16 protein-coding genes are annotated in these 18,771 nt (G+C 71.8%); 7 read left to right on the top strand and 9 right to left on the bottom strand.

Annotated features, from left to right (window positions below; genetic code table 11):
- Nucleotides 1–171: 171 nt before the first annotated feature.
- A complete protein-coding gene (locus tag ACWCPY_RS16415; protein WP_451265423.1) occupies nt 172–1,638 on the top strand; it encodes a nucleobase:cation symporter-2 family protein in 1,467 nt (488 codons plus the stop codon).
- Nucleotides 1,639–1,761: 123 nt separating this feature from the next.
- Here the strand turns inward: ACWCPY_RS16415 and ACWCPY_RS16410 are convergent, their stop codons facing one another.
- Nucleotides 1,762–2,640 carry a chitosanase gene (locus ACWCPY_RS16410; RefSeq protein WP_451265421.1) on the bottom strand — a complete coding sequence of 293 codons (879 nt, stop codon included), beginning with the start codon at nt 2,638–2,640 and terminating at the stop codon, nt 1,762–1,764.
- Nucleotides 2,641–2,850: 210 nt separating this feature from the next.
- On the bottom strand, nt 2,851–3,159 hold the full coding sequence (locus tag ACWCPY_RS16405) for an SH3 domain-containing protein (RefSeq protein WP_362452016.1): 309 nt from the start codon (nt 3,157–3,159) through the stop codon (nt 2,851–2,853).
- 259 nt (nt 3,160–3,418) lie between these two features.
- Here ACWCPY_RS16405 and ACWCPY_RS16400 point away from each other — a divergent pair, with 259 nt between their 5' ends.
- Both ACWCPY_RS16400 and ACWCPY_RS16395 read left to right on the top strand, forming a co-directional pair.
- Nucleotides 3,419–4,102, top strand: a complete 684-nt coding sequence (locus ACWCPY_RS16400) for an alpha/beta fold hydrolase (RefSeq protein ID WP_451265419.1) — start codon at nt 3,419–3,421, stop codon at nt 4,100–4,102.
- A 71-nt stretch (nt 4,103–4,173) separates the two neighbouring features.
- Complete coding sequence (locus tag ACWCPY_RS16395) at nt 4,174–6,303, top strand: hypothetical protein (protein WP_451265417.1); 2,130 nt, start codon at nt 4,174–4,176, stop codon at nt 6,301–6,303.
- Nucleotides 6,304–6,379: 76 nt separating this feature from the next.
- On the opposite strand, the gene ACWCPY_RS16390 is transcribed toward ACWCPY_RS16395, so the two are convergent.
- Nucleotides 6,380–6,985 carry a TIGR03086 family metal-binding protein gene (locus tag ACWCPY_RS16390; protein WP_451265415.1) on the bottom strand — a complete coding sequence of 202 codons (606 nt, stop codon included), beginning with the start codon at nt 6,983–6,985 and terminating at the stop codon, nt 6,380–6,382.
- A gap of 68 nt (nt 6,986–7,053) precedes the next feature.
- Nucleotides 7,054–8,115, bottom strand: coding sequence for an amidohydrolase family protein (locus ACWCPY_RS16385; RefSeq protein ID WP_451265413.1), 1,062 nt, complete (start codon nt 8,113–8,115; stop codon nt 7,054–7,056).
- 135 nt (nt 8,116–8,250) lie between these two features.
- On the opposite strand from ACWCPY_RS16385, the gene ACWCPY_RS16380 reads away from it, so the two are divergent.
- Nucleotides 8,251–9,243 carry a fibronectin type III domain-containing protein gene (locus ACWCPY_RS16380; protein WP_451265411.1) on the top strand — a complete coding sequence of 331 codons (993 nt, stop codon included), beginning with the start codon at nt 8,251–8,253 and terminating at the stop codon, nt 9,241–9,243.
- Nucleotides 9,244–9,424: 181 nt separating this feature from the next.
- Nucleotides 9,425–11,713 carry a glycosyl hydrolase family 18 protein gene (locus tag ACWCPY_RS16375; protein ID WP_451265409.1) on the top strand — a complete coding sequence of 763 codons (2,289 nt, stop codon included), beginning with the start codon at nt 9,425–9,427 and terminating at the stop codon, nt 11,711–11,713.
- Between the two features lie 71 nt (nt 11,714–11,784).
- Here the strand turns inward: ACWCPY_RS16375 and ACWCPY_RS16370 are convergent, their stop codons facing one another.
- The gene (locus ACWCPY_RS16370; protein ID WP_451265524.1) at nt 11,785–12,450 is read right to left on the bottom strand and encodes a TetR/AcrR family transcriptional regulator; all 666 of its coding nucleotides are present in this window, start codon (nt 12,448–12,450) and stop codon (nt 11,785–11,787) included.
- A 73-nt stretch (nt 12,451–12,523) separates the two neighbouring features.
- On the opposite strand from ACWCPY_RS16370, the gene ACWCPY_RS16365 reads away from it, so the two are divergent.
- Nucleotides 12,524–13,792 (top strand): ABC transporter substrate-binding protein, encoded by a 1,269-nt coding sequence (locus ACWCPY_RS16365; RefSeq protein WP_451265407.1) that lies wholly within the window; start codon nt 12,524–12,526, stop codon nt 13,790–13,792.
- Between the two features lie 73 nt (nt 13,793–13,865).
- Here the strand turns inward: ACWCPY_RS16365 and aceB are convergent, their stop codons facing one another.
- Together aceB and ACWCPY_RS16355 are read right to left on the bottom strand one after the other, a co-directional pair.
- Complete coding sequence (gene aceB / locus ACWCPY_RS16360) at nt 13,866–15,485, bottom strand: malate synthase A (RefSeq protein WP_451265405.1); 1,620 nt, start codon at nt 15,483–15,485, stop codon at nt 13,866–13,868.
- Nucleotides 15,486–15,719: 234 nt separating this feature from the next.
- Nucleotides 15,720–16,325 carry a nucleotidyltransferase family protein gene (locus ACWCPY_RS16355; RefSeq protein WP_451265403.1) on the bottom strand — a complete coding sequence of 202 codons (606 nt, stop codon included), beginning with the start codon at nt 16,323–16,325 and terminating at the stop codon, nt 15,720–15,722.
- Between the two features lie 256 nt (nt 16,326–16,581).
- Between ACWCPY_RS16355 and ACWCPY_RS16350 the strand changes: the two genes are divergently transcribed.
- Nucleotides 16,582–16,884: a DUF5955 family protein gene (locus tag ACWCPY_RS16350; protein WP_072486150.1), complete on the top strand. Its 303-nt coding sequence runs from the start codon at nt 16,582–16,584 to the stop codon at nt 16,882–16,884.
- Nucleotides 16,885–16,904: 20 nt separating this feature from the next.
- Here ACWCPY_RS16350 and ACWCPY_RS16345 read toward each other — a convergent pair whose 3' ends face one another.
- Complete coding sequence (locus ACWCPY_RS16345) at nt 16,905–17,549, bottom strand: response regulator (protein ID WP_451265401.1); 645 nt, start codon at nt 17,547–17,549, stop codon at nt 16,905–16,907.
- The gene (locus tag ACWCPY_RS16340; protein ID WP_451265399.1) at nt 17,546–18,754 is read right to left on the bottom strand and encodes a sensor histidine kinase; all 1,209 of its coding nucleotides are present in this window, start codon (nt 18,752–18,754) and stop codon (nt 17,546–17,548) included. Before ACWCPY_RS16340 ends, ACWCPY_RS16345 begins: the two co-directional genes overlap by 4 nt.
- Nucleotides 18,755–18,771: the final 17 nt, after the last annotated feature.

Below are 18,771 nucleotides of genomic sequence, written 5' to 3'. Positions count from 1 at the left end.
GGGCTGTTCAGGTGCCGCCCCGGGTCGTGGCCCAAAGCTTCACGGTCCCGGGGCGGTCAGCACTACCTGGGCGCAGTAACCACAACCGAATACCGGCAAGTCCCTGCACGACGCACCACCTCCCTGAAGCGAGTGCCGCCCAGGCACTGGAAAACAACCGGAGGAGCCGCAGTGGCCACCAAGCCCAGGTTCACCAAGCAAGGCACCGCCCCCGACGAGGAATCGAAGGGGCGGACCGAGAGCCCGGCGGGCAAGCACCCTGTTGACGAGAAGCTGCCGCCGCTGAAGATGGCGACCACCGGCCTCCAGCACGTCGCCGCCATGTACGCCGGCGTCGTCGCGCCGCCCCTGATCGTGGGCGCGGCCGTGGGCCTGTCGCCCAAGGAACTCACCTTCCTGACCGGCGCCTGTCTCTTCACCGCGGGCCTCGCCACCTTCCTCCAGACGCTCGGCATCTGGAAGATCGGCGCCCGACTGCCGTTCGTCAACGGCGTCACCTTCGCCGGCGTCGCCCCCATGATCGCGGTCGTCAACTCGACCGACGACAAGAAGGACGCGCTGCCCGTCATCTTCGGGGCGGTGATTGTGGCCGGCGCCCTCGGGTTCATAGCAGCCCCCTTCTTCAGCAAGCTGGTGCGCTTCTTCCCGCCCGTCGTGACCGGCACGGTCATCACCCTCATCGGCGTCTCGCTGATGCCGGTCGCCTTCGGCTGGGCCCAGGGGCCCAACCCGGCGGCGAAGGACTACGGCTCGACGCCCTACCTCGCCCTCGCGGGCATCACCCTCGTCGTCGTCCTCCTGCTGCGGCGCTTCACCACCGGCTTCGTCAAGCAGGTCGCCGTACTCCTCGGCCTGATCATCGGCACGCTCATAGCGATCCCGTTCGGCGTCACGGACTTCAGTCCGATCGGCGACGCGGCGATCATCGGCTTCCCCACGCCGTTCCACTTCGGCGCCCCGCAGTTCGCCGCCGCGGCGATCGTCTCGCTGTGCGTCGTCATGGTCGTTTCGATGACCGAGTCCACCGCCGACATGCTGGCACTCGGTGAGATCGTGGACCGCCCCGCCGACGAGAAGACCATCGCGGCCGGTCTGCGCGCCGACACGCTCGGCTCGGCGATCAGCCCGATCTTCAACGGCTTCATGTGCAGCGCGTTCGCCCAGAACATCGGCCTCGTCGCCATGACGAAGATCCGCAGCCGGTATGTCGTCGCGACGGGCGGCGGCTTCCTCGTCCTGATGGGTCTGTGCCCGATGGCGGCCTCGCTGATCGCGGTCGTACCGCGACCCGTCCTCGGCGGCGCGGGCGTGGTGCTCTTCGGCTCGGTCGCGGCGAGCGGCATCCAGACCCTGGTCAAGGCCAACCTGGAGAAGGACAACAACGTCCTGATCGTGGCCGTGTCCCTGGCCATCGGCCTCATCCCGATCGCCGCTCCGGAGTTCTACCACTCGTTCCCGGAGACCGCGAAGATCATCCTGGACTCGGGCATCTCGACCGGCTGTGTGGCGGCCGTGATCCTGAACCTCCTGTTCAACCACATCGGCAGCGGCCGGGATGCGGACGTCGTGACGGCGCCGATGGAACCGGGCGACGAGATCGCGTCCACCCGCGCCGGATCCTCCCCGGCACTGCACTGACCACGCGCGTGTGAAGCGGCGGCCGTCGTACCACGGAGGCCGCTTCACGCCGGACACCCCGGACGGCCGGTCCCGCATGAGCCGCAGCGCGACGGGACCGGCCTCGGCGTTCCACCACTCGTGTCAGCCGATGTGGTAGCTGTCGCCGTACACCTTCCAGTCGAGCGGCGGGTCCAGGTTCAGGTTGCCCTTCTTCAGGAAGACCCGCTGGGCGGTGTCCACCCGGCTGGTGTCCTCGTGGGCCTCCTCCTGCTTCATCGCCCAGACGCGGGCGTCGAGGAAGGCGTTGAGGTACGTGACCTCGTTGCCGCCCTGGGACGGCGGCTTCGCCTTGGAGAGGGCCCGCTTGCGGATGGCACCGAAGCCGGTGCTGTCGTCACCGTCGCCGTGCATGACGATGGCGTCGTAGTACGCGAACTGGCCCAGCGTGCCGATGCCGTCGGCCTTGCCCTGCTTGACGGCCGGGTTGAAGTACACCCGGTCCCGCTCGTCGTTCTGCGCCTGCTGGAACGCCGAGTCGGACGCGGCCTTCACCCAGTCCTTGGTGAAGTTCGGGTCGAGACCGCTGTGCGAGGGGGTGCCGTTGACCTTCCGCAGCGCGGGGAGGTACTTCGCGAGGACGTTGCCGGGCTTGCGCTCGGTGTACAGCTCGACGAGGTCGAGCATGTCGCCGGTGCCGGAGCAGAAACCGATGATGCCCGCGGTGTAGCCGCGGTCGTCGTCGATGTCCTCGATGTACTTGTACTGGGACTTCCAGTCGAGGGAGGAGTTCTCGGCGCTGGAGACCAGTTTCATGGCGATCTCCTTCTTCGCCGGATCGTCCAGCCCGGTGGCGGCGGCGGCCCTGGTGGCCGCTGCCGCCGGCTGCTGTGCCGCCTGGTGCGTGGGGCTACCGGCGTAGGCGGCGACGGGAATCGCCGTGAGGGCCAGTCCGACCGCGATGACCGTGATGCGCACGGGGCGGGTACTGCGACGTGCGGCGCGCTTATGGGGAGCGTGCACCAGTCCTCCAAGGGGAGTTCTTCGTTCCATCGGTCTGTTAGGAAGCTTTCCTATCAGAGTGGAAGAGGGCCGTACACCCCTCCGGCACGGGGGAGTTGAGAAGTTCTCCCGGAACGCGACAGCCCCGCACCGCGCCGAAGGCGCGATGCGGGGCCGGTACGGGACGGACGCGGGTCCGCGACGAGTGGCGAGGTACGGGCAGGGGCGGCCTCAGCAGTTGAGGTAGGCCACGTGGATCCAGACGCCCGTGGGGCCGCCCCACAGGTCACCCATGACCCAGTTGCCCTGCTGGCCACGGGCGTCGAGGTTCTGACCCCGGTTCACCTGGCCCAGGACCGGGTACTCGGTGCCCGGTCCGCCGCGGAAGTTCACCCCGTTGTCGTTGACGGTGCAGACCGCCGCGGGCGCCTTCGCGGCCTGTGCGGCGACGGGGCTCTGCGCGGCTTGGGCGGCGGGGCTCACGGCCAGTCCGAGACCGGCGGTCAGCACCATCGCGGCCAGCATCATCTTCTTCATCATGCGAATTACTCCTCCGTGCTCCGGCCCACGTCGGCGTGAGCCGTCCGCCAGCCCCAACGGGGTCGCCGACGAGCGGGTCACGGGTTCGGGCCGGTCTTCGAGCAGCAGTGAAAGCGCAGGTCATACGGCATGTGCACCGGCGTGCGCGGCAGCGGGGCGGACGCTTCCCGCGCCCGCCGGTCACAGGTTTGACCGGCCCGGAAGTGGTAGCCGCCGCCGGATGCGCGCCGGGTGCCCACGCGCCTGTAGCGTCATGGGCATGGAAGATCAGTCAGTAGTGGATGTCGGTGACGTACGGCTGTCGTACCGGACCTGGGGCGACCCCTTCGGCTCGCCCGTCGTCCTGTTGCACGGCCTCGGCGGCTCCGCCGCGAGCTGGGAGGCGGCCGCCGTCCTGCTCGGCGAGGAATGGCGGGTGTACGCCCTCGACCTGCGCGGTCACGGCGAGAGCGACTGGCCGGACGAGTACTCCTGCGAGCTGATGCGCGACGACGTACTCGGCTTCCTGGACGAGTGCGAACTCGACCGGGTCGGTCTGGTCGGCCACTCCATGGGCGGCGTGGTCGCCCATCTGCTCGCCCAGGAACATGCGGACCGGGTGGAGCGGCTGGTGCTGGTGGAGACCCCGCCGCCGTTCCCGAGCGAGTCGAGGCCCGCCGCCGAGCCGGAGGGGCCGGTGGACTACGACCCGGCCGTCGTCGCTCCGATCCGGGCCGAGATCGCCGACCCCGACCCCGAGTGGGCGGCCGGCCTCGGCGAGATCGTCGCGCCGACGCTGATCATCTCGGGCGGCCCGGAATCCACCATGCCCCAGGGGCGGTTGCAGGACATGGCCTCGCTCGTCCCGGACTGCCGGCTGATCACCATCGGGGGCGGCCACCGGGTGCACGAGATCCACCCCGACCAGGTCGCCCACCAGATCACGGAGTTCTTCACCAGCTGAGGGCGGATGACCGCAGGGCCGAAGTCCGGTGGCCGGGTACGTTGTCAGTGCCAAGTGCCATGATCCGCCGCATGGATCTCACACGGTTCTTCGCCGACGTCGACGCCCAGCCGTGGGCCGGTCTGCACCATGCCTACGGAAGCGCGGCCGATGTCCCCGACTGCCTGCGGGCGCTCGCCGGGGAGAGCGAGGAGGCCGCGGCCGAGGCGGTCTCCGAGCTGTACGGCAGCATCCTGCACCAGGGCTCGGTCTACGGGGCCACGGTCCACGCCGTTCCCTACCTCGCGAGGCTGGCCGCGGCGGGGTACCGCACGGAGGACCTGCTGGTGCTGCTCGGCGGGATCGCCGAGAACGGGGCGGACGAGGGCGACAGCGACGAAGCGGCCTGCCGGGCGGCCGTCACCGGCCAGCTGCCGCTGATTCTCGCGAAGGCCGACGCCGAGGATCCGGGGCTCCGGCGGGCCGCGGCCTGGGCCGCCGCGATGACCGGCGCGGCCGGGCAGGTGCTGCCGGTGCTCCGCCTGCGCGGGATGACCGAGACGGATCCCGGGGTACGGGCCGAACTCCTCGGCGCCATGGCGCATCTGGACCCGTCGGGTACGGCCGCCGACGCGACCGAGGCCATCGGAGCGCACGAGCCCGGCGAGGTACGGATCGCAGCGCTGCTGGCCTGCGTGGACGGCGGACTGCCCTGGGGGCCCGCGCACCACGGGGCGATGCTGTCCCTCCTGCCCGCGAACGAGCTCGTCGAGGACCGGCTCGACCTGGAGCGCAACGAGCCCCTGCAGTACGTCGTCGAGACACTGCTGCGCCGCGACACCGACGCGGACCGCGATGCCGCGTACACCCTGCTCGATGCCGCCCTGCGCAGTGCGGTCCCCGAGGCGCGGACGGAGGCGCTGTGGGCGGCCGAGACGGCGTGCCTGCTGTCGCGCAGCGCGCCGGAGCGGCTGGCCGGGGCCGTGGAGGCGCTGACCGCCGATCCGGCCGGTGTGCCCGCGGCGTACGCGCTGCTCGCGAAGCTGGGCGCCCGGGCCGCGGCGGCTGTCCCGGCGCTGGTCCGGCTCGCCGGGGGAGAGGGTGATCCGGCGGACCGCGCACTGGAGGTGCTGGTCGCCGTGGCCCCGGACCGCGCCGCGCCGCTGCTCGCCCGTGAGCTGGGGCGGCGCCCACGCGCGCTCGGTGCGGCGTGCGGCTTCCTGGGCGCAGGCGAGGCCGGGACGTCGTTCCCGTACGACGCGGCGTTGCTGGACGCGATCCGTGCCCGGCTGGGGGCGGACGGCCCCGACACCGGAGAGGTCATCCGGCTGGCCCTGCTGCTCGGTGCGTGGGGGAGCCGGGCGTCGGCCGCCCTGCCCGAGCTGCGGTCCGCGCTGCCCGGCGCCCCGAAGGCCGTGCCGCAGGCGCTGGTCGCCATCTGCCCGCCGGAGCACCGGGAGACGACCGCGGAGCTCCTGACCGCGGCGGTCCGCAACGGCCCGGTGGACGGCCGGCTCGCCGCGGCGGTGGCGGTGCGCGAGCTGACCGGCGGGACGGGCCCGCTGTCGGCGGCCGTCGCCGACCGGCTCGCCCCCGGCGATGCGGCGGTGCGGGAGGCCGCGCGTCTCGCCGCGGAGCTGGGCCCGGAGGCGGCGGGCCTGGTGCCCGCGCTGCGGTCCGCGCTCAGCGGTGCCGAGGGCGGGCGCAACTCCCCACAGCTGGACGCCGACGTGGAGATCGCCGCGGCCCTGTGGCGGATCACCGGCGACCCGGAGGAAGCGGTGCCGGTGCTGGCCGGAGTGCTCGCGGAGGCGGAGCCGGCGTGGATGCGCTGGACGCTCGGCCGCGCCGCGGGAGCGGCGGCCCGCATCGGTGGGACGGCCCGGCCGCTGGTTCCCGCGCTTCAGGGGCTGCTCGACGACCGGGTGCAGGTTCCGTCGGTGGTGCTCGCCCTCCGCGCGATCGCGCCCGAGTGCCTCGACGGCCCCCGTACGGCCGCCCTGCTCCTGGACGCCGCGGAGCGGGACGACGACCCGGTGACCGCGCTGGAGGTCCTCGTCGCACTCGGACCCGCCGCCCTCGGCCCGGACCATCACCGCCGTCTGACCGCCCTGGCCGAACAGGACCTGCGGGTGCGGGCCCCGGGCCCGGGGCCGGGGATGGCCCCGGCCGACGAACGGCTGCGGCAACAGGCACGCGAGGCAGCCCGGGAACTGAGCTGACCCGCGCCCGATTCGGCCCGGCCGCCACCACGCGGAGGTGCGCCGCCCCGACGCCCCTCCGTGCGCGTGTCTCGGCTCAGTCGCCCGGCTTCCAGTCCGGTCGGCGGCCGCTCATCGCGACGGCCCGGTCGACGAGGGGTGCGTCGTCCGGCACCGGAACCGGCGGGCCGAAGACGGTCTCGGCCCGCGGCTTGCCGTCACCGGGGGTCAGCACGTCCAGCGCGACGCGCAGGCTCGCCTCGTCCGCCTCGTACCTCTGACCGGTCGACCGGGCCAGGTCCCAGCCGTGGATCACCAGTTCGTCCAGCACGACCAGCAGCGCCACCTCGCCCGGCAGATCCACGCCACCCGCCCTGGTCATCCCCTGCCGGGCGGCAGGATCGCGCCAGGCCGCCACCAGCTCTTCCAGCAGCGGCGGCAGCGCTTCGCGCCAGTTGTCGGGAAGGACCGGAAGCTTCGCGTCCGGAGCGGTGTCGGTCATCGGGCCGAAGTTCTTGCGCGCCGCGTCACGGAATGCCGTGCTCAGCCCGGCCACGTGGGCGAGCAGTTCGCGTACCGCGTAGTCGGGGCAGGGCGTCGGACCGTCCAGCTGCTGTTCGTCGATGCCGTCGAGCAGGTCGGCGATCCGCCGCGCCGCGGGTTCGAGATCGATCACGGGAATGGTCTCGGTATGTGTGTCCATGCAGTGCTGACTCCTTCCGCACCCCGAACTCATCGCTCACCGGACACATCGTTCATCGCGCGCCGCGCTCACCGCACGACGCGTCCCCGGAGCATGATCCGGCTCGGGTGATTCAGCACGCCCGGGTCGAGGGCCGGGTCGGTGGCGTACGCGACGACATCGGCGGGTGCTCCGTCCACGAGGCCCGGCAGCCCGAGCCAGGCCCGTGCCGTCCAGGACGCGGCACCGAGTGCCGCATGGACCGGCAGACCGGCCCGTACCAGCCATTCCATCTCGCCCGCGACCGTCCCGCAGGGGAAGGAGTCCGTCCCCGCCAGCACCGTCACCCGTGCCTCGTGGGCCGCGCGCACATTGTCGAGCATGGTGTCCCAGCCGGCCAGCCACAGATCACGGCGCGCGCTCGGCTCCCGTGCCCGCATCGCGTCCTCCTTCGCGCCGAACACGCTCAGCGTCGGCACGAACGCCGTGCCCTGCGCGGCCATCCGGTCCAGCAGGGCCGGGTCGAGATGCATCCCGTGCTCCAGGCTGTCGGCGCCCGCCAGTACGGCGTTACGGGTGCCCTCGGCGGTCTGGCAGTGCACCGCCACCTTCCCGCCCGCCGCGTGCACCGCCTCCACCACCGAGGTCAACAGCGGCAGCGGCACGGCCGGTTCGTCGGCGGCCCAGTCGCCGATGACCTTGCACCACCCGGACGACGCGGCCGCCTCCTCCACGGCCGCCCGTACCAGCCCGGCCTCGCTCACATCGCGTCCGAAACCGGGGAAGAACCGTCCGGGCGTGGCCAGCCACCGCCCCGCCGACGTCACATGGGGCAGCTCCGGGTCCTTCGCCACCCATGCGGGCATCCGCTGAGAGGTGCCGGGGGTGCGCACCGCGAGCACCCCGGCGTCCCGGTGCTCGCCCAACTGCCTGCGCAGCAAGTCCTCGTCGAACGGCGAGCCGGGCTCCAGAGCACCCGGATGCGTATGCACATCGACGAGCCCGGGCAGCAGCCAGCCGCCGTCGACGACCGTCCTGGCGTCCCGCCCGGCGAGGCCGCCGGGCGGCGGACCCGCGCGGAGCACGTCACCGTCGATCCAGAACGTGCGTTCCTCGCGCTCCGGCAGCACCACGCCTCGTATGCACAACATCACCCGACCGTACGGCACATCGGATCCTCGCCGGCGAACCGCCGACGCACATCGGCACATTGCGGAAGCTTCCGCTCCACCCTCTTGTCGGAGACCCCCGCGCCATGCGATACAGGTCTGGACCATTGCTGCCGGATGGAAGGCACGACCGTGCAACGCCCCCACGCAACCGCCGCGTTGGCCTGTTCCGCCGCCCTGCTCGTCGCCGCGCTCTCCGCCTGTGATTCCGCCCCCGAGGCCGATACCGGCAAGCCGACGGTGCCGGGCCATGTGACGGCGCAGGCGAGCAGCGCCACCTCCGTGCACGTCATGTGGGAGCGGGCCACCGACGACAGGGCGGTCACCGGGTACGAGGTCTACCGCGAGGGGAAACGGGTCCGGTCCGTCCCGGCGGCCAAGGTGATGATCGACGTCGGCGGGCTGACCGCGTCGACCGCCTACACCTTCACCGTCCGCGCCCGCGACGCCGCCGGGAACCTCTCCGCGCCGAGCGCCGCCGTGAGCGTGACCACCCCCGCGCCGACTCCCGCCGACCACGAGGCGCCGACCCGCCCGGTGAGGCTGCACGGCACGGTGGACGGCAGCCGGGCGGTGAACCTCTCCTGGGGCGGCTCGACGGACGACATCGGCGTCACCTCGTACGACATCTACCAGGAGGACTCCCGGATCCACAGCGTGCCCGGCACGCGGACCACGGCACATCTGACCGGACTGCGCCCCGGCACCGTCTACACCTTCACCGTCCGCGCCCGCGACGCCGCCGACACCTCCTCGCCGGACAGCAACGCCATCGACCTCACCACCGCCTCCGCCCCGGGCGCACCGGCGAGCACCGCCCCCACCGACCTGCGGATCACCAACCGCGTCCAGGGCAAGGAGTACGCCATCGACCTGGACTGGGAGCAGCCGGAGACGGGCGGCGGGATCCCCGCGTACCAGCTCTTCATCGGCGGCCGGCTGACCACCACGATCGTGTGGGGGGCCACCCCGCCCGCGGGCCGGGCGAGCTACCGCCTCACCGTCGACGACCCGCGCGGCACCCGTTACTCGATGAAGATCCGCGCCAAGCTGCCCGACGGGAAGTGGGGCGACTTCTCCGCCCAGCGCACGGTCGTCCTCGGCGGCTGACGGGCCCGCCGGGCGAGGGGGCGGGCGGTCGGGGGGTGCGCGGGCAGACTTTGCGCGGGATTGGTCTGTACCTATTGACGAGTTGGTCCAGACCTCTTAGTTTCCCCTGTGCTCCATGGCACCAAGGAATCCCGCTCCCCCCAGGACCGCCTCACCGGTCCCTGCCCCAAGGGAGAAAACCATGTTCGAGCACATGACACTCAGACGGAGAACGGCGACCGCCCTCGTCGCCGTTCTCGGGCTGCTCCTCGCGCTGCTCTCCTTGCAGGCCGCACCCGCGCACGCGGCGGGCAAGCTGACTGCCACCTTCACCTCGGCCGACAACGGGTCGTGGTGGAAAGGGACTTACGTCCTGCACAACGACACCGACACCGCGGTGACCGGCTGGAGTCTCGAATTCGACCTGCCGGCCGGGGTCGCGATCGACACCTCGTACAACGGCACCGTCACCACTCAGGGCAGCCACATCACCGCGGTCAACGCCCACTACAACGGTACGGTCGCCGCGCACAGCACCACCGAGCCGTACAGCTTCTGGTTCGTCGCGACCGGGCCGATCACGGCGCCGACCGGGTGCCGGATCAACGGAGACAAGTGCGACGGCTCCGCGGACGTGCCCCCGGGCGCGCCCGGCGGGCTGAAGCAGACCGACGTCACCGCCCGCACCGCGTCGCTGTCCTGGACGGCGGCCGCGGCCGGCGACTTCCCCGTGGCTTCGTACGACATCCTGGCCGGCGGCAAGGTGGTGGGCTCGGCCACCGCGACGACCTCCGCCACGGTCACCGGCCTCACCCCGGCCACCGCCTACTCCTTCACGGTCCGGGCCAAGGACACCCGGGGCAACACCTCCGCCGAAAGCGCACCGCTGGCCGTCACCACCGTCGACCCGGCCACCGACACCTCCCCGCCCACCGCGCCGGGCTCGCTGCACGCCACCGCGACCGACTCCTCGTCCGTCACCCTGGCCTGGACCGCCGCGACGGACAACCAGCGCGTGGCCGCGTACGACATCTACCGGGACGGGGCACCGGCCACCACCGTCTCCGGGACCACCACCACCGCCACCATCGGCGGGCTCTCGCCGTCGACCTCGTACACCTTCACCGTCAAGGCCCGTGACGCGGCGGACAACGCCTCCCCGGCCGGCAACGCCCTCACGGTGAAGACCGACGACATCGTCGGCGCGGGCAACTACGCCAAGGTCGGCTACTTCGTCCAGTGGGGTATCTACGGCCGCCAGTACTTCGTCAAGAACCTCCATGACTCGGGCGCCGCCGGCAAGCTCGACATCGTCAACTACGCCTTCGCCAACATCGACCCCAACAACCTCACCTGCCTGAACGGGGTCACCAAGGGCACCACCGCCGACCCGCAGGACCCCGAGCAGGGCACCGGCGCCGGTGACGCCGACGCCGACTACGCACGCCCGTTCAGCGCGGCCCAGTCCGTGGACGGTGTCGCGGACGACGGCTGGGCCAAACTGCGCGGAAACTTCAACCAGTTGAAGAAGCTGAAGAAGCTCCACCCGAACCTGAAGATCGTGGTCTCGCTCGGCGGCTGGACGTACTCCAAGTACTTCTCCGACGTGGCGGCCACCGACGCCTCCCGCAAGAAGTTCGTCTCCTCCTGCATCGACATGTACATCAAGGGCAACCTGCCCGAGTACAACGGCGCGGGCGGCCCCGGCACCGCCGCCGGGATCTTCGACGGCTTCGACGTCGACTGGGAATGGCCGGGTACCGGCACCGGGCACCCCGGCAACCACTACTCGCCCGACGACAAGGGCAATCTGACCCTGCTGCTCGCCGAGTTCCGCAAGCAGATGGACGCCCTCGGCGGCGGTCACCGCCTGCTCACCGCCTTCACCCCCGCCGACCCGCAGAAGATCGGCGACGGCTGGGACCTGGCCAAGGTCTTCGACTCCCTCGACGTGGCGAACGTCCAGGGCTACGACTTCCACGGCTCCGGCAGCGACAACTCCTGGGAGCCGAACCGCACCGGCCACCAGGCCAACCTCTACACGGACGAACAGGACCCCTACGACTTCCACTTCAGCGCCGACATCGCCATCAAGGCGTACACCGACGCGGGCGTCGAGCCCCGCAAGCTGACCCTCGGCATCCCGTTCTACGGCCGGGGCTGGCAGAACGTCGTCGACGGCGGGGCCGCCGGTGAATGGCAGAGCGCGGGCGGCGCCGCACCGGGCCAGTTCGCCGAGGAGGCCGGCACCCGCGGCTACGCCAACCTCATCGGCGCCTACCCGACGATGACCGTCCATCACGACGAGCAGTCGGTGTCGACGTACGGCTACACCGGCAATCAGTGGTGGTCCTTCGACGACACCTGGTCCATCGGCAAGAAGACCGCCTATGTGAAGTCCAGGGGGCTGCTGGGCGTGATGGTCTGGGAGATGTCCGGTGACACGTCACAGGGCACCCTGATGAACGCGCTGGACACCGGCCTGAAGTAGCAGGTCCGGGACGGCCGACCGGTTCGCGGAGCCCCGCCGGGCACCGTGAGCCGGTCGCACGGCGTCCGGGGTCAGGCGCCCCGCAGCGCGCCCTTTGCCGAGGCCAGGCAGCGTTCCGCCAGTGCCGCCGGTCCCTGGGGCCCCGTCGCCGGGGCGTCACCGGCCGCCCAGGTCTCCACCGCGGCCCGCACCGCGGCCCCGGCCACCCCGGCCGTCAGCCGGATCTCCAGCGAGACCGCCTCGTCCGGGAGCCCGGCGCGTGCCGCGAGCACCCTTGCCAGGGTGGCGTCCGCGTCGTGGCAGGCGTCGTTCCACACCGACTGGAGGGCCGGGCTGTCCGCCGCCATCCTCAGCAGCGACCGCACCCACTCCAGGGACTCCGAGGCCGCACTGTCGCCGGGCGCCGGGGTCAGCGCGCAGGCCGCCGCGTGCCGCAGCGCGTCCGGTACCGGCAGGGTGCCCGGGGCGTCCCGTACCGCCTCCACCCACTGCCGGGCGCCGACGGCGAGCAGCGGGGTGATGGCCTCCTCCTTGGTGGCGAAATAGCGGTAGAAGGTGCGCGGGGCGACACCCGCGGCCCGCGCGATGTCCTCGGCGCGCGTGCCCCGCAGGCCGTGCTCCACGAAGAGCGCCGCCGCCGTACGGGCGATATCCAGTCGGGTCGCGGCCTTGCGCCGCTCCGTCAACGAGCCACCTTGCATGCGGATCAGGTTATGCCCTGGAGTCACCGCGTCCATCAGGCAGTTAGTGCCCATGTGGCAGAATCTGCCACAAGTGCATGTGATGGACTAGCAAGAGGTGGCAAGAGCGGTGCGTCGGCGGCAGTTCCTTCTTCAGACGGCCGGCCTCGCCGGCACCACGGCCGCGCTCGGGCTCACCGGCTGCTCGACGAGCAAGGACGTGAAGCTCCACCTGCTCGTGGCCAGTTACGACAAGAGCATCGGCGCCTCGCTCGGCGACCAGTGGGACGATGTCGTCGCCGCTTTCGAGAAGCAGCACGCCGGGATCACGGTCGAGCTGGAGCGGGTTCCCTACACCAAGATCGACAAGACGCTCGCGCAGCGGGTGGAGGAGGGCCGGGCGCCCGACATCGCTCAGTCGAACGTCTTCGCGCCGTACGCCGAGGACGGCCGTCTCTACAACATGACCCAGCTGTTCGACATCGCCACCCAGGCTGACTTCATCCGGTCCTTCACCGACGCGGGCACGGTCGACGACGCCACCTACGGCATTCCGTTCCTGGCCAGCACGCCCCGGCTCTTCTACAACAAGGAGCTCTTCCGGCGGGCGCGTGTCAGCGGTGCCCCCACGTCGTGGGACGAGTTGCGGGCGGCGGCCCAGGCGCTGAAGGCGATCGGCGTGAAGACGCCGTACGGGCTCCAGTTCGGCCCCGAGGCGGCCGAGGACGAGGCCCTGTCCTGGCTGCTCGCGGCCGGCGGCGGCTACACGGGGGAGCTCGCGGAGTACGAATTCGTGAAGCCGGAGAACACCGAGGCCCTGACCTGGCTGCGGGACGAGCTGGTCGCCGGTGGGCTGGCCGGTGCCGACCCCGTGAAGCTCAACCGGACCGACGCGTACGCCCAGTTCCTGCGGGGCGAGATCGGCATGATGATCGCCCACCCCATGCTGATGGGCGCGGCCGACCGGGCCGAACTCCCTTATGCGCACGCCGCGTTCCCCAAGAAGGACGGCGGGGCCGCCCCTCCGGTGGGGATCAGCGACTGGCTGATGGCCTTCCGGCGCAACGACCACCGCAAGGAGTGCGGCACCTTCCTCTCGTTCCTCTACAGCGGGAAGTCGGCCCTGACCTACGGCGGGAGCCAGTCCGCGCTGCCCGTGACGTACTCCGCCTCCGACGCGGCGACCGGGAAGCCCGCCGAGCAGCCGCTCTCGCCGTTCATCGAGCAACTGTCGAACGCCCAGTTCGCACCGGTCAACATGCGTTCCTGGCCCTCCGTCCGGGGCACGATCCGCACCGATGTGGGCCAGGCGGTGCTGAAGGGCGGCGATCCCCAGTCCGTGCTCACCTCGCTCGACCAGTCGGCCGTCAAGGCGGACATGGAGGCGGCGACCGCCTGACGGCCGCGCGCCCGAGCCCCCGGCGCTGTGCGGTGCCGGGGGCTCAGGCCTTCGGGTCCGGGCGGAGCGGCGGTCAGCCCAGCTGCTCGTACGCGGGCAGTGTCAGGAAGTCCGCGTAGTCCTGGTCCAGGGAGACCTGGAGCAGGAGGTCGTGGGCCTGCTGCCACTTGCCGGCGGCGAAGGCCTCGTCGCCGACCTCGGCCCGGATCGCGGCGAGTTCCTCGGCGGCGACCTTGCGGGCCAGCTCGGTCGTGGCGTGCTCGCCGTTCTCGAAGACCACGTCCGCGTTGATCCACTGCCAGATCTGCGAGCGGGAGATCTCCGCGGTGGCCGCGTCCTCCATCAGGTTGAAGATGGCGACCGCGCCCATGCCGCGCAGCCAGGCCTCGATGTAGCGGATGCCGACCGCGACGGCGTTGCGCAGGCCCTCGTAGGTGGGCCTGGCGTCCAGGGTGTCGATGGCGATCAGGTCACCGGCGGCCACCGAGACGTCCTCGCGCAGGCGCTCCTTCTGGTTCGGCTTTTCACCGAGGACCGCGTCGAACGAGGCCATGGCGATCGGGACCAGGTCGGGGTGGGCGACCCAGGAGCCGTCGAAGCCGTCGTGGGCCTCGCGGTCCTTGTCGGCCTTGACCTTCTCGAAGGCGACCTTGTTGACCTCGGCGTCGCGGCGGGACGGGATGAAGGCGGCCATCCCGCCGATGGCGTGCGCGCCGCGCTTGTGGCAGGTGCGGACGAGGAGTTCGGTGTACGCCCGCATGAACGGGGCGGTCATTGTCACGGCGTTGCGGTCCGGCAGGACGAATTTGGAGCCGCCGTCACGGAAGTTCTTGACGATGGAGAAGAGGTAGTCCCAGCGTCCCGCGTTCAGTCCGGAGGCGTGGTCGCGGAGCTCGTAGAGGATCTCCTCCATCTCGTAAGCGGCGGTGATCGTCTCGATCAGGACGGTCGCGCGGACCGTGCCCTGGGGGATGCCGACGTAGTCCTGGGCGAAGACGAAGATGTCGTTCCAGAGGCGGGCCTCCAGGTGCGACTCCGTCTTCGGGAGATAGAAGTACGGGCCCTTGCCGAGATCGATGAGGCGCTGGGCGTTGTGGAAGAAGTAGAGGCCGAAGTCGACCAGCGCGCCGGGCACCGGGGTGCCGTCGAGCTGGAGGTGACGCTCGTTCAGGTGCCAGCCGCGGGGGCGGGTGACGACGGTGGCGAGTTCCTCGGCGGGCTTCAGGGCGTACGACTTGCCGGACCCGGGGTCGGTGAAGTCGATGCTGCGGGTGTACGCGTCGATCAGGTTGAGCTGGCCGAGGACGACGTTCTCCCACGTGGGGGCGGACGCGTCCTCGAAGTCGGCGAGCCAGACCCTCGCGCCCGAGTTCAGGGCGTTGATGGTCATCTTGCGGTCGGTCGGACCGGTGATCTCCACCCGGCGGTCGTTCAGCGCGGCCGGGGCCGGGGCGACCTTCCAGGAGTCGTCCGCGCGGATCGCCGCCGTCTCGGGCAGGAAATCCAGCGTGGACGTACGGGCGATCTCGGCGCGGCGCTCGCCGCGGCGGGCGAGCAGCTCGTCACGGCGGGGCGTGAACTGCCGGTGCAGCTCGGCCACGAACGCGAGGGCCGCGTCGGTCAGGACCTCGTCCTGCCGGGGCAGGGGCTCGGCATCGACGATGGCCAGCGGGGACGGCGCTGGTGCGGACATGAGCTGTCACTCCTTCAGCGGGCGGTGCGGGGCGGCGTCTCACGGCCGCCGGGTCGCCGAAATGGCACGGGGTGCCGGGGCTCCGGGATACGGGTGTGGACGCCGTCTGGGGTGCAGAGGGCTTCTGACCAGTGGATAGTAGTTTCCTCATGGTGGAAGTTCAATGGTTTGTTGATATCGAGATTCTCCGGGTCGACAGAAGTGGTGCGTTGCTGGCGCAGCGTGCCAGTGCGGTCACCCGAGGTGTTTCAGGTCCTCCACCGTGTCGATGTCGTATGCCTGAGCCACATCGGAACACTCGACGAGCGTGATCGCATCGCGGTGCGCCCGCAGATAGGCGCGGGCGCCCTGGTCGCCCACCGCCCCCGCCGCGATCTCCGCCCACAGATCCGCCCCGAACAGCACCGGATGGCCGCGTTCCCCGCCGTACGCGGCGGCCGCGATGCCGGTCCGGGAGCGGTACGCCGAACGCACCCGGGCCACCGCATCCGCGCCGATTCCGGGCTGGTCGACCAGGAGGACGAGCGCCGCGTCCGCCCCCGTGCCTGCCAGCGCCCCGAGCCCGGCCCGCAGTGACGAGCCCATGCCCTCGGTCCAGTCCGGGTTGACGGTCACCGTGCAGCCGCCGAGGTCGGCGCGGGCCTGTACCTCGTCCGCGGCGGCGCCCAGGACCACGTGGACGGGGCTGCAGCCGCCGTCCCGCAGGACGCGCACCGCGTGTTCGACCAGTGGGCGGCCGCGGTGCGCGAGCAGTGCCTTGGGGCGGCCACCGAGCCGCCGTCCGCCGCCCGCGGCGAGCAGCAGTCCGGCGACCTCGGGGGTGGGTGTTGTCGGAGTCATGCGGCCTGGATACCCCAGCAGCCACCGGAAACGCACCCTTCGTTCGAGCGGGCGGAGGGGGGTGGGAGCGGCAGCGGCGTCCACCGGGCTACAAGCACATCACCCTTACGGGAGCCCCGAATCCTGTCCGCGGAGTGGCGCCCGGTACCTGTCATGGCGTTAACTTGCGCGCACGCCCGGTGACTTGACCACGGTGTGGGGACCGGTCGGAACACCGGCACAAGGATGTGCGAGGGGGAGTGCTTTGTTGCGAAGCGTGGGGCAGACGCGAGTAACCGGCAGCGGTGAGGATCCGAGGGTGACCGAGCTGCGCACGGCCGTCTCCCGGCTCCGTCGCGAGCTGGCCGGGCATCCGGGCGAATTCCCGGACCGGGGGATCGCCGAGGACGAACTGGCCGCACTGAACGCGATGGCGGTGGGCGGTGTGCCCGAGATTCCACGCCTGCGCCGTTCCCTGCTGCTGATCGCGGGGGCGATCGGCTCGGTGAGCGCCCTGGCCTCGGCGCTCAGGGACGTGCGGGTCGCCGTCGATCTCTTCGGTGAGCCGCCGCGCGGCTGAACGGCGGACGGAGGCCGGGTTCAGCGGCGGATCAGCCTACGGGCCGTCGCCGCCGCGACCGCCGAGGTGCGGGAGTCCACGCCCAGCTTGGCGTAGATGTGCACCAGGTGGGACTTCACGGTCGCCTGGCTGAGGAAGAGCCGCTTGCTGATCTGGAGGTTCGACAGCCCCTCGCCGACCAGTTGCAGGACCTCCAGCTCGCGCTTGGTCAGGGCCTCCGCGGGCGTCCGCATGCGGTCCATCAGCCGGTGGGCGACAGCCGGTGCGAGTGCCGAGCGGCCGGCCGCGGCCGTGCGTACCGCCGCCGCCAGTTCCTCCGGCGGGGCGTCCTTCAGCAGATAGCCGGCGGCGCCCGCCTCGACGGCGGCCAGGATGTCGGCGTCCGAGTCGTACGTGGTGAGGATCAGGACCCGGGGCGCGTCCGGCCGGGCCGTGATGGCGGCGGTGGCCTGCGAGCCGTGCATGCCCGCGCCGAACTGCAGGTCCATCAGGACGACGTCGAAGCCGCCGGCCGCGGCGAGCGCGACGGCCTGCTCGGCGGTGGCCGCCTCGGCGACCACCCGGAAGCCGGGTTCGGAGTCGAGCACGGCCCGCAGCCCCGCCCGCACCACCGGATGGTCGTCGGCGAGCAGCAGCCTGATGGGGGTGTCGGCGGGGGTGGTCATGCGGCGTCCTGTCCTGGCCGGCCGTCGGGGATCGGGAGGGGAAGGGTCAGGGCGACGGCGGCGCCCTGACCCGGGGACGACTCGACACTGAGGGTGCCGCCCAGCGAACGGGCCCGCGCACGCATCGCGGGCAGTCCGAAGCCTCCGGTCTCCCGGTCCGCGACGACCGGCCCGGGGCCAGGGGTGAATCCCCGGCCGTCGTCGACGACGTCCAGCGACACCGAGGTGTCCATGAAGCTGAGGGTGATCTCCGCGCGCCGGGCCCCGGCGTGCCGCACCGTGTTGGCCAGTGCCGACTGGGCGGTGCGCAACAGCGCCACCTCGTACGGCGTGGGCAGCTCCACCGGCGTGCCGCTCACCGCGAACTGCACCGTGAGGCCGGGGCCGGTCGTGCGGGACGAGAGGCGCTCCAGGGCTCCCGCGAGGGAGCCGTTCTCCAGGTCCGGGGGTGACAGGGCGCGTACGAAGCGGCGGGCCTCGGCGAGATTGTCCTGGGCGGCCTCGCGGGCCCGGCGGACGTGCGCGGTGGCGGGGGCGTCGGCCTCCAGGGTCCGCTCGGCGGCGCGCAGCAGCAGCTGGATGCTGGACAGGCCCTGGGCGAGGGTGTCGTGGATCTCACGGGCCAGGCGCTCGCGTTCGGCCAGTGTGCCCGCGGTGCGTTCCGCCTCGGCCAGCTCCGCCCGCGTCGACATCAGCTCCACGATGAGCTCCCGGCGCCGTTCGCTCTCCCGGAACAGCGCCTCGTACCCGAGGACCGTCGCGACCGCGACCGCCGCCCCGAGCAGCGGCCCGATGAAGGTGCCCGGGTTGACGGCCTGGCCGTGCAGCACGAAGCCCGCGATGGCGGCGAGGGCGGTGGCGGCGACCACCGGCAGCGCCCAGCGGGTCGGCAGCAGATGCAGTTGCAGGAAGTAGAGCGGGAAGGCCACCCACAGGCTGTCCGGCGACAGGACGAGCAGTGCCAGCCACACGGCGCCGAGCGCCGCCAGCCACAGGGCGGCGGCGCGGGTGCGCGGCTGTACGGCGGGGGCGAGCGCGCCCGCCGCGTACAGGGTGGCCATCACACCGCTGACCACGACGACGGCCCTGGGGTGCGTGCCTTCGGCGACGGCCCGCACCGCCGCGAGGGCGAGCAGCCCCACCAGCAGCGCGTGCAGGCACAGCCGCAGCGCGGCGGTGACCGGGGGGTGGGCGCGGGTATCCATGATTCGTCCAGCGTAGA

Source organism: Streptomyces sp. NPDC002403, from assembly GCF_053593015.1.
Note: the sequence above shows the minus strand (reverse complement) of the source record. Positions and strands in the feature narration are given on the sequence as shown.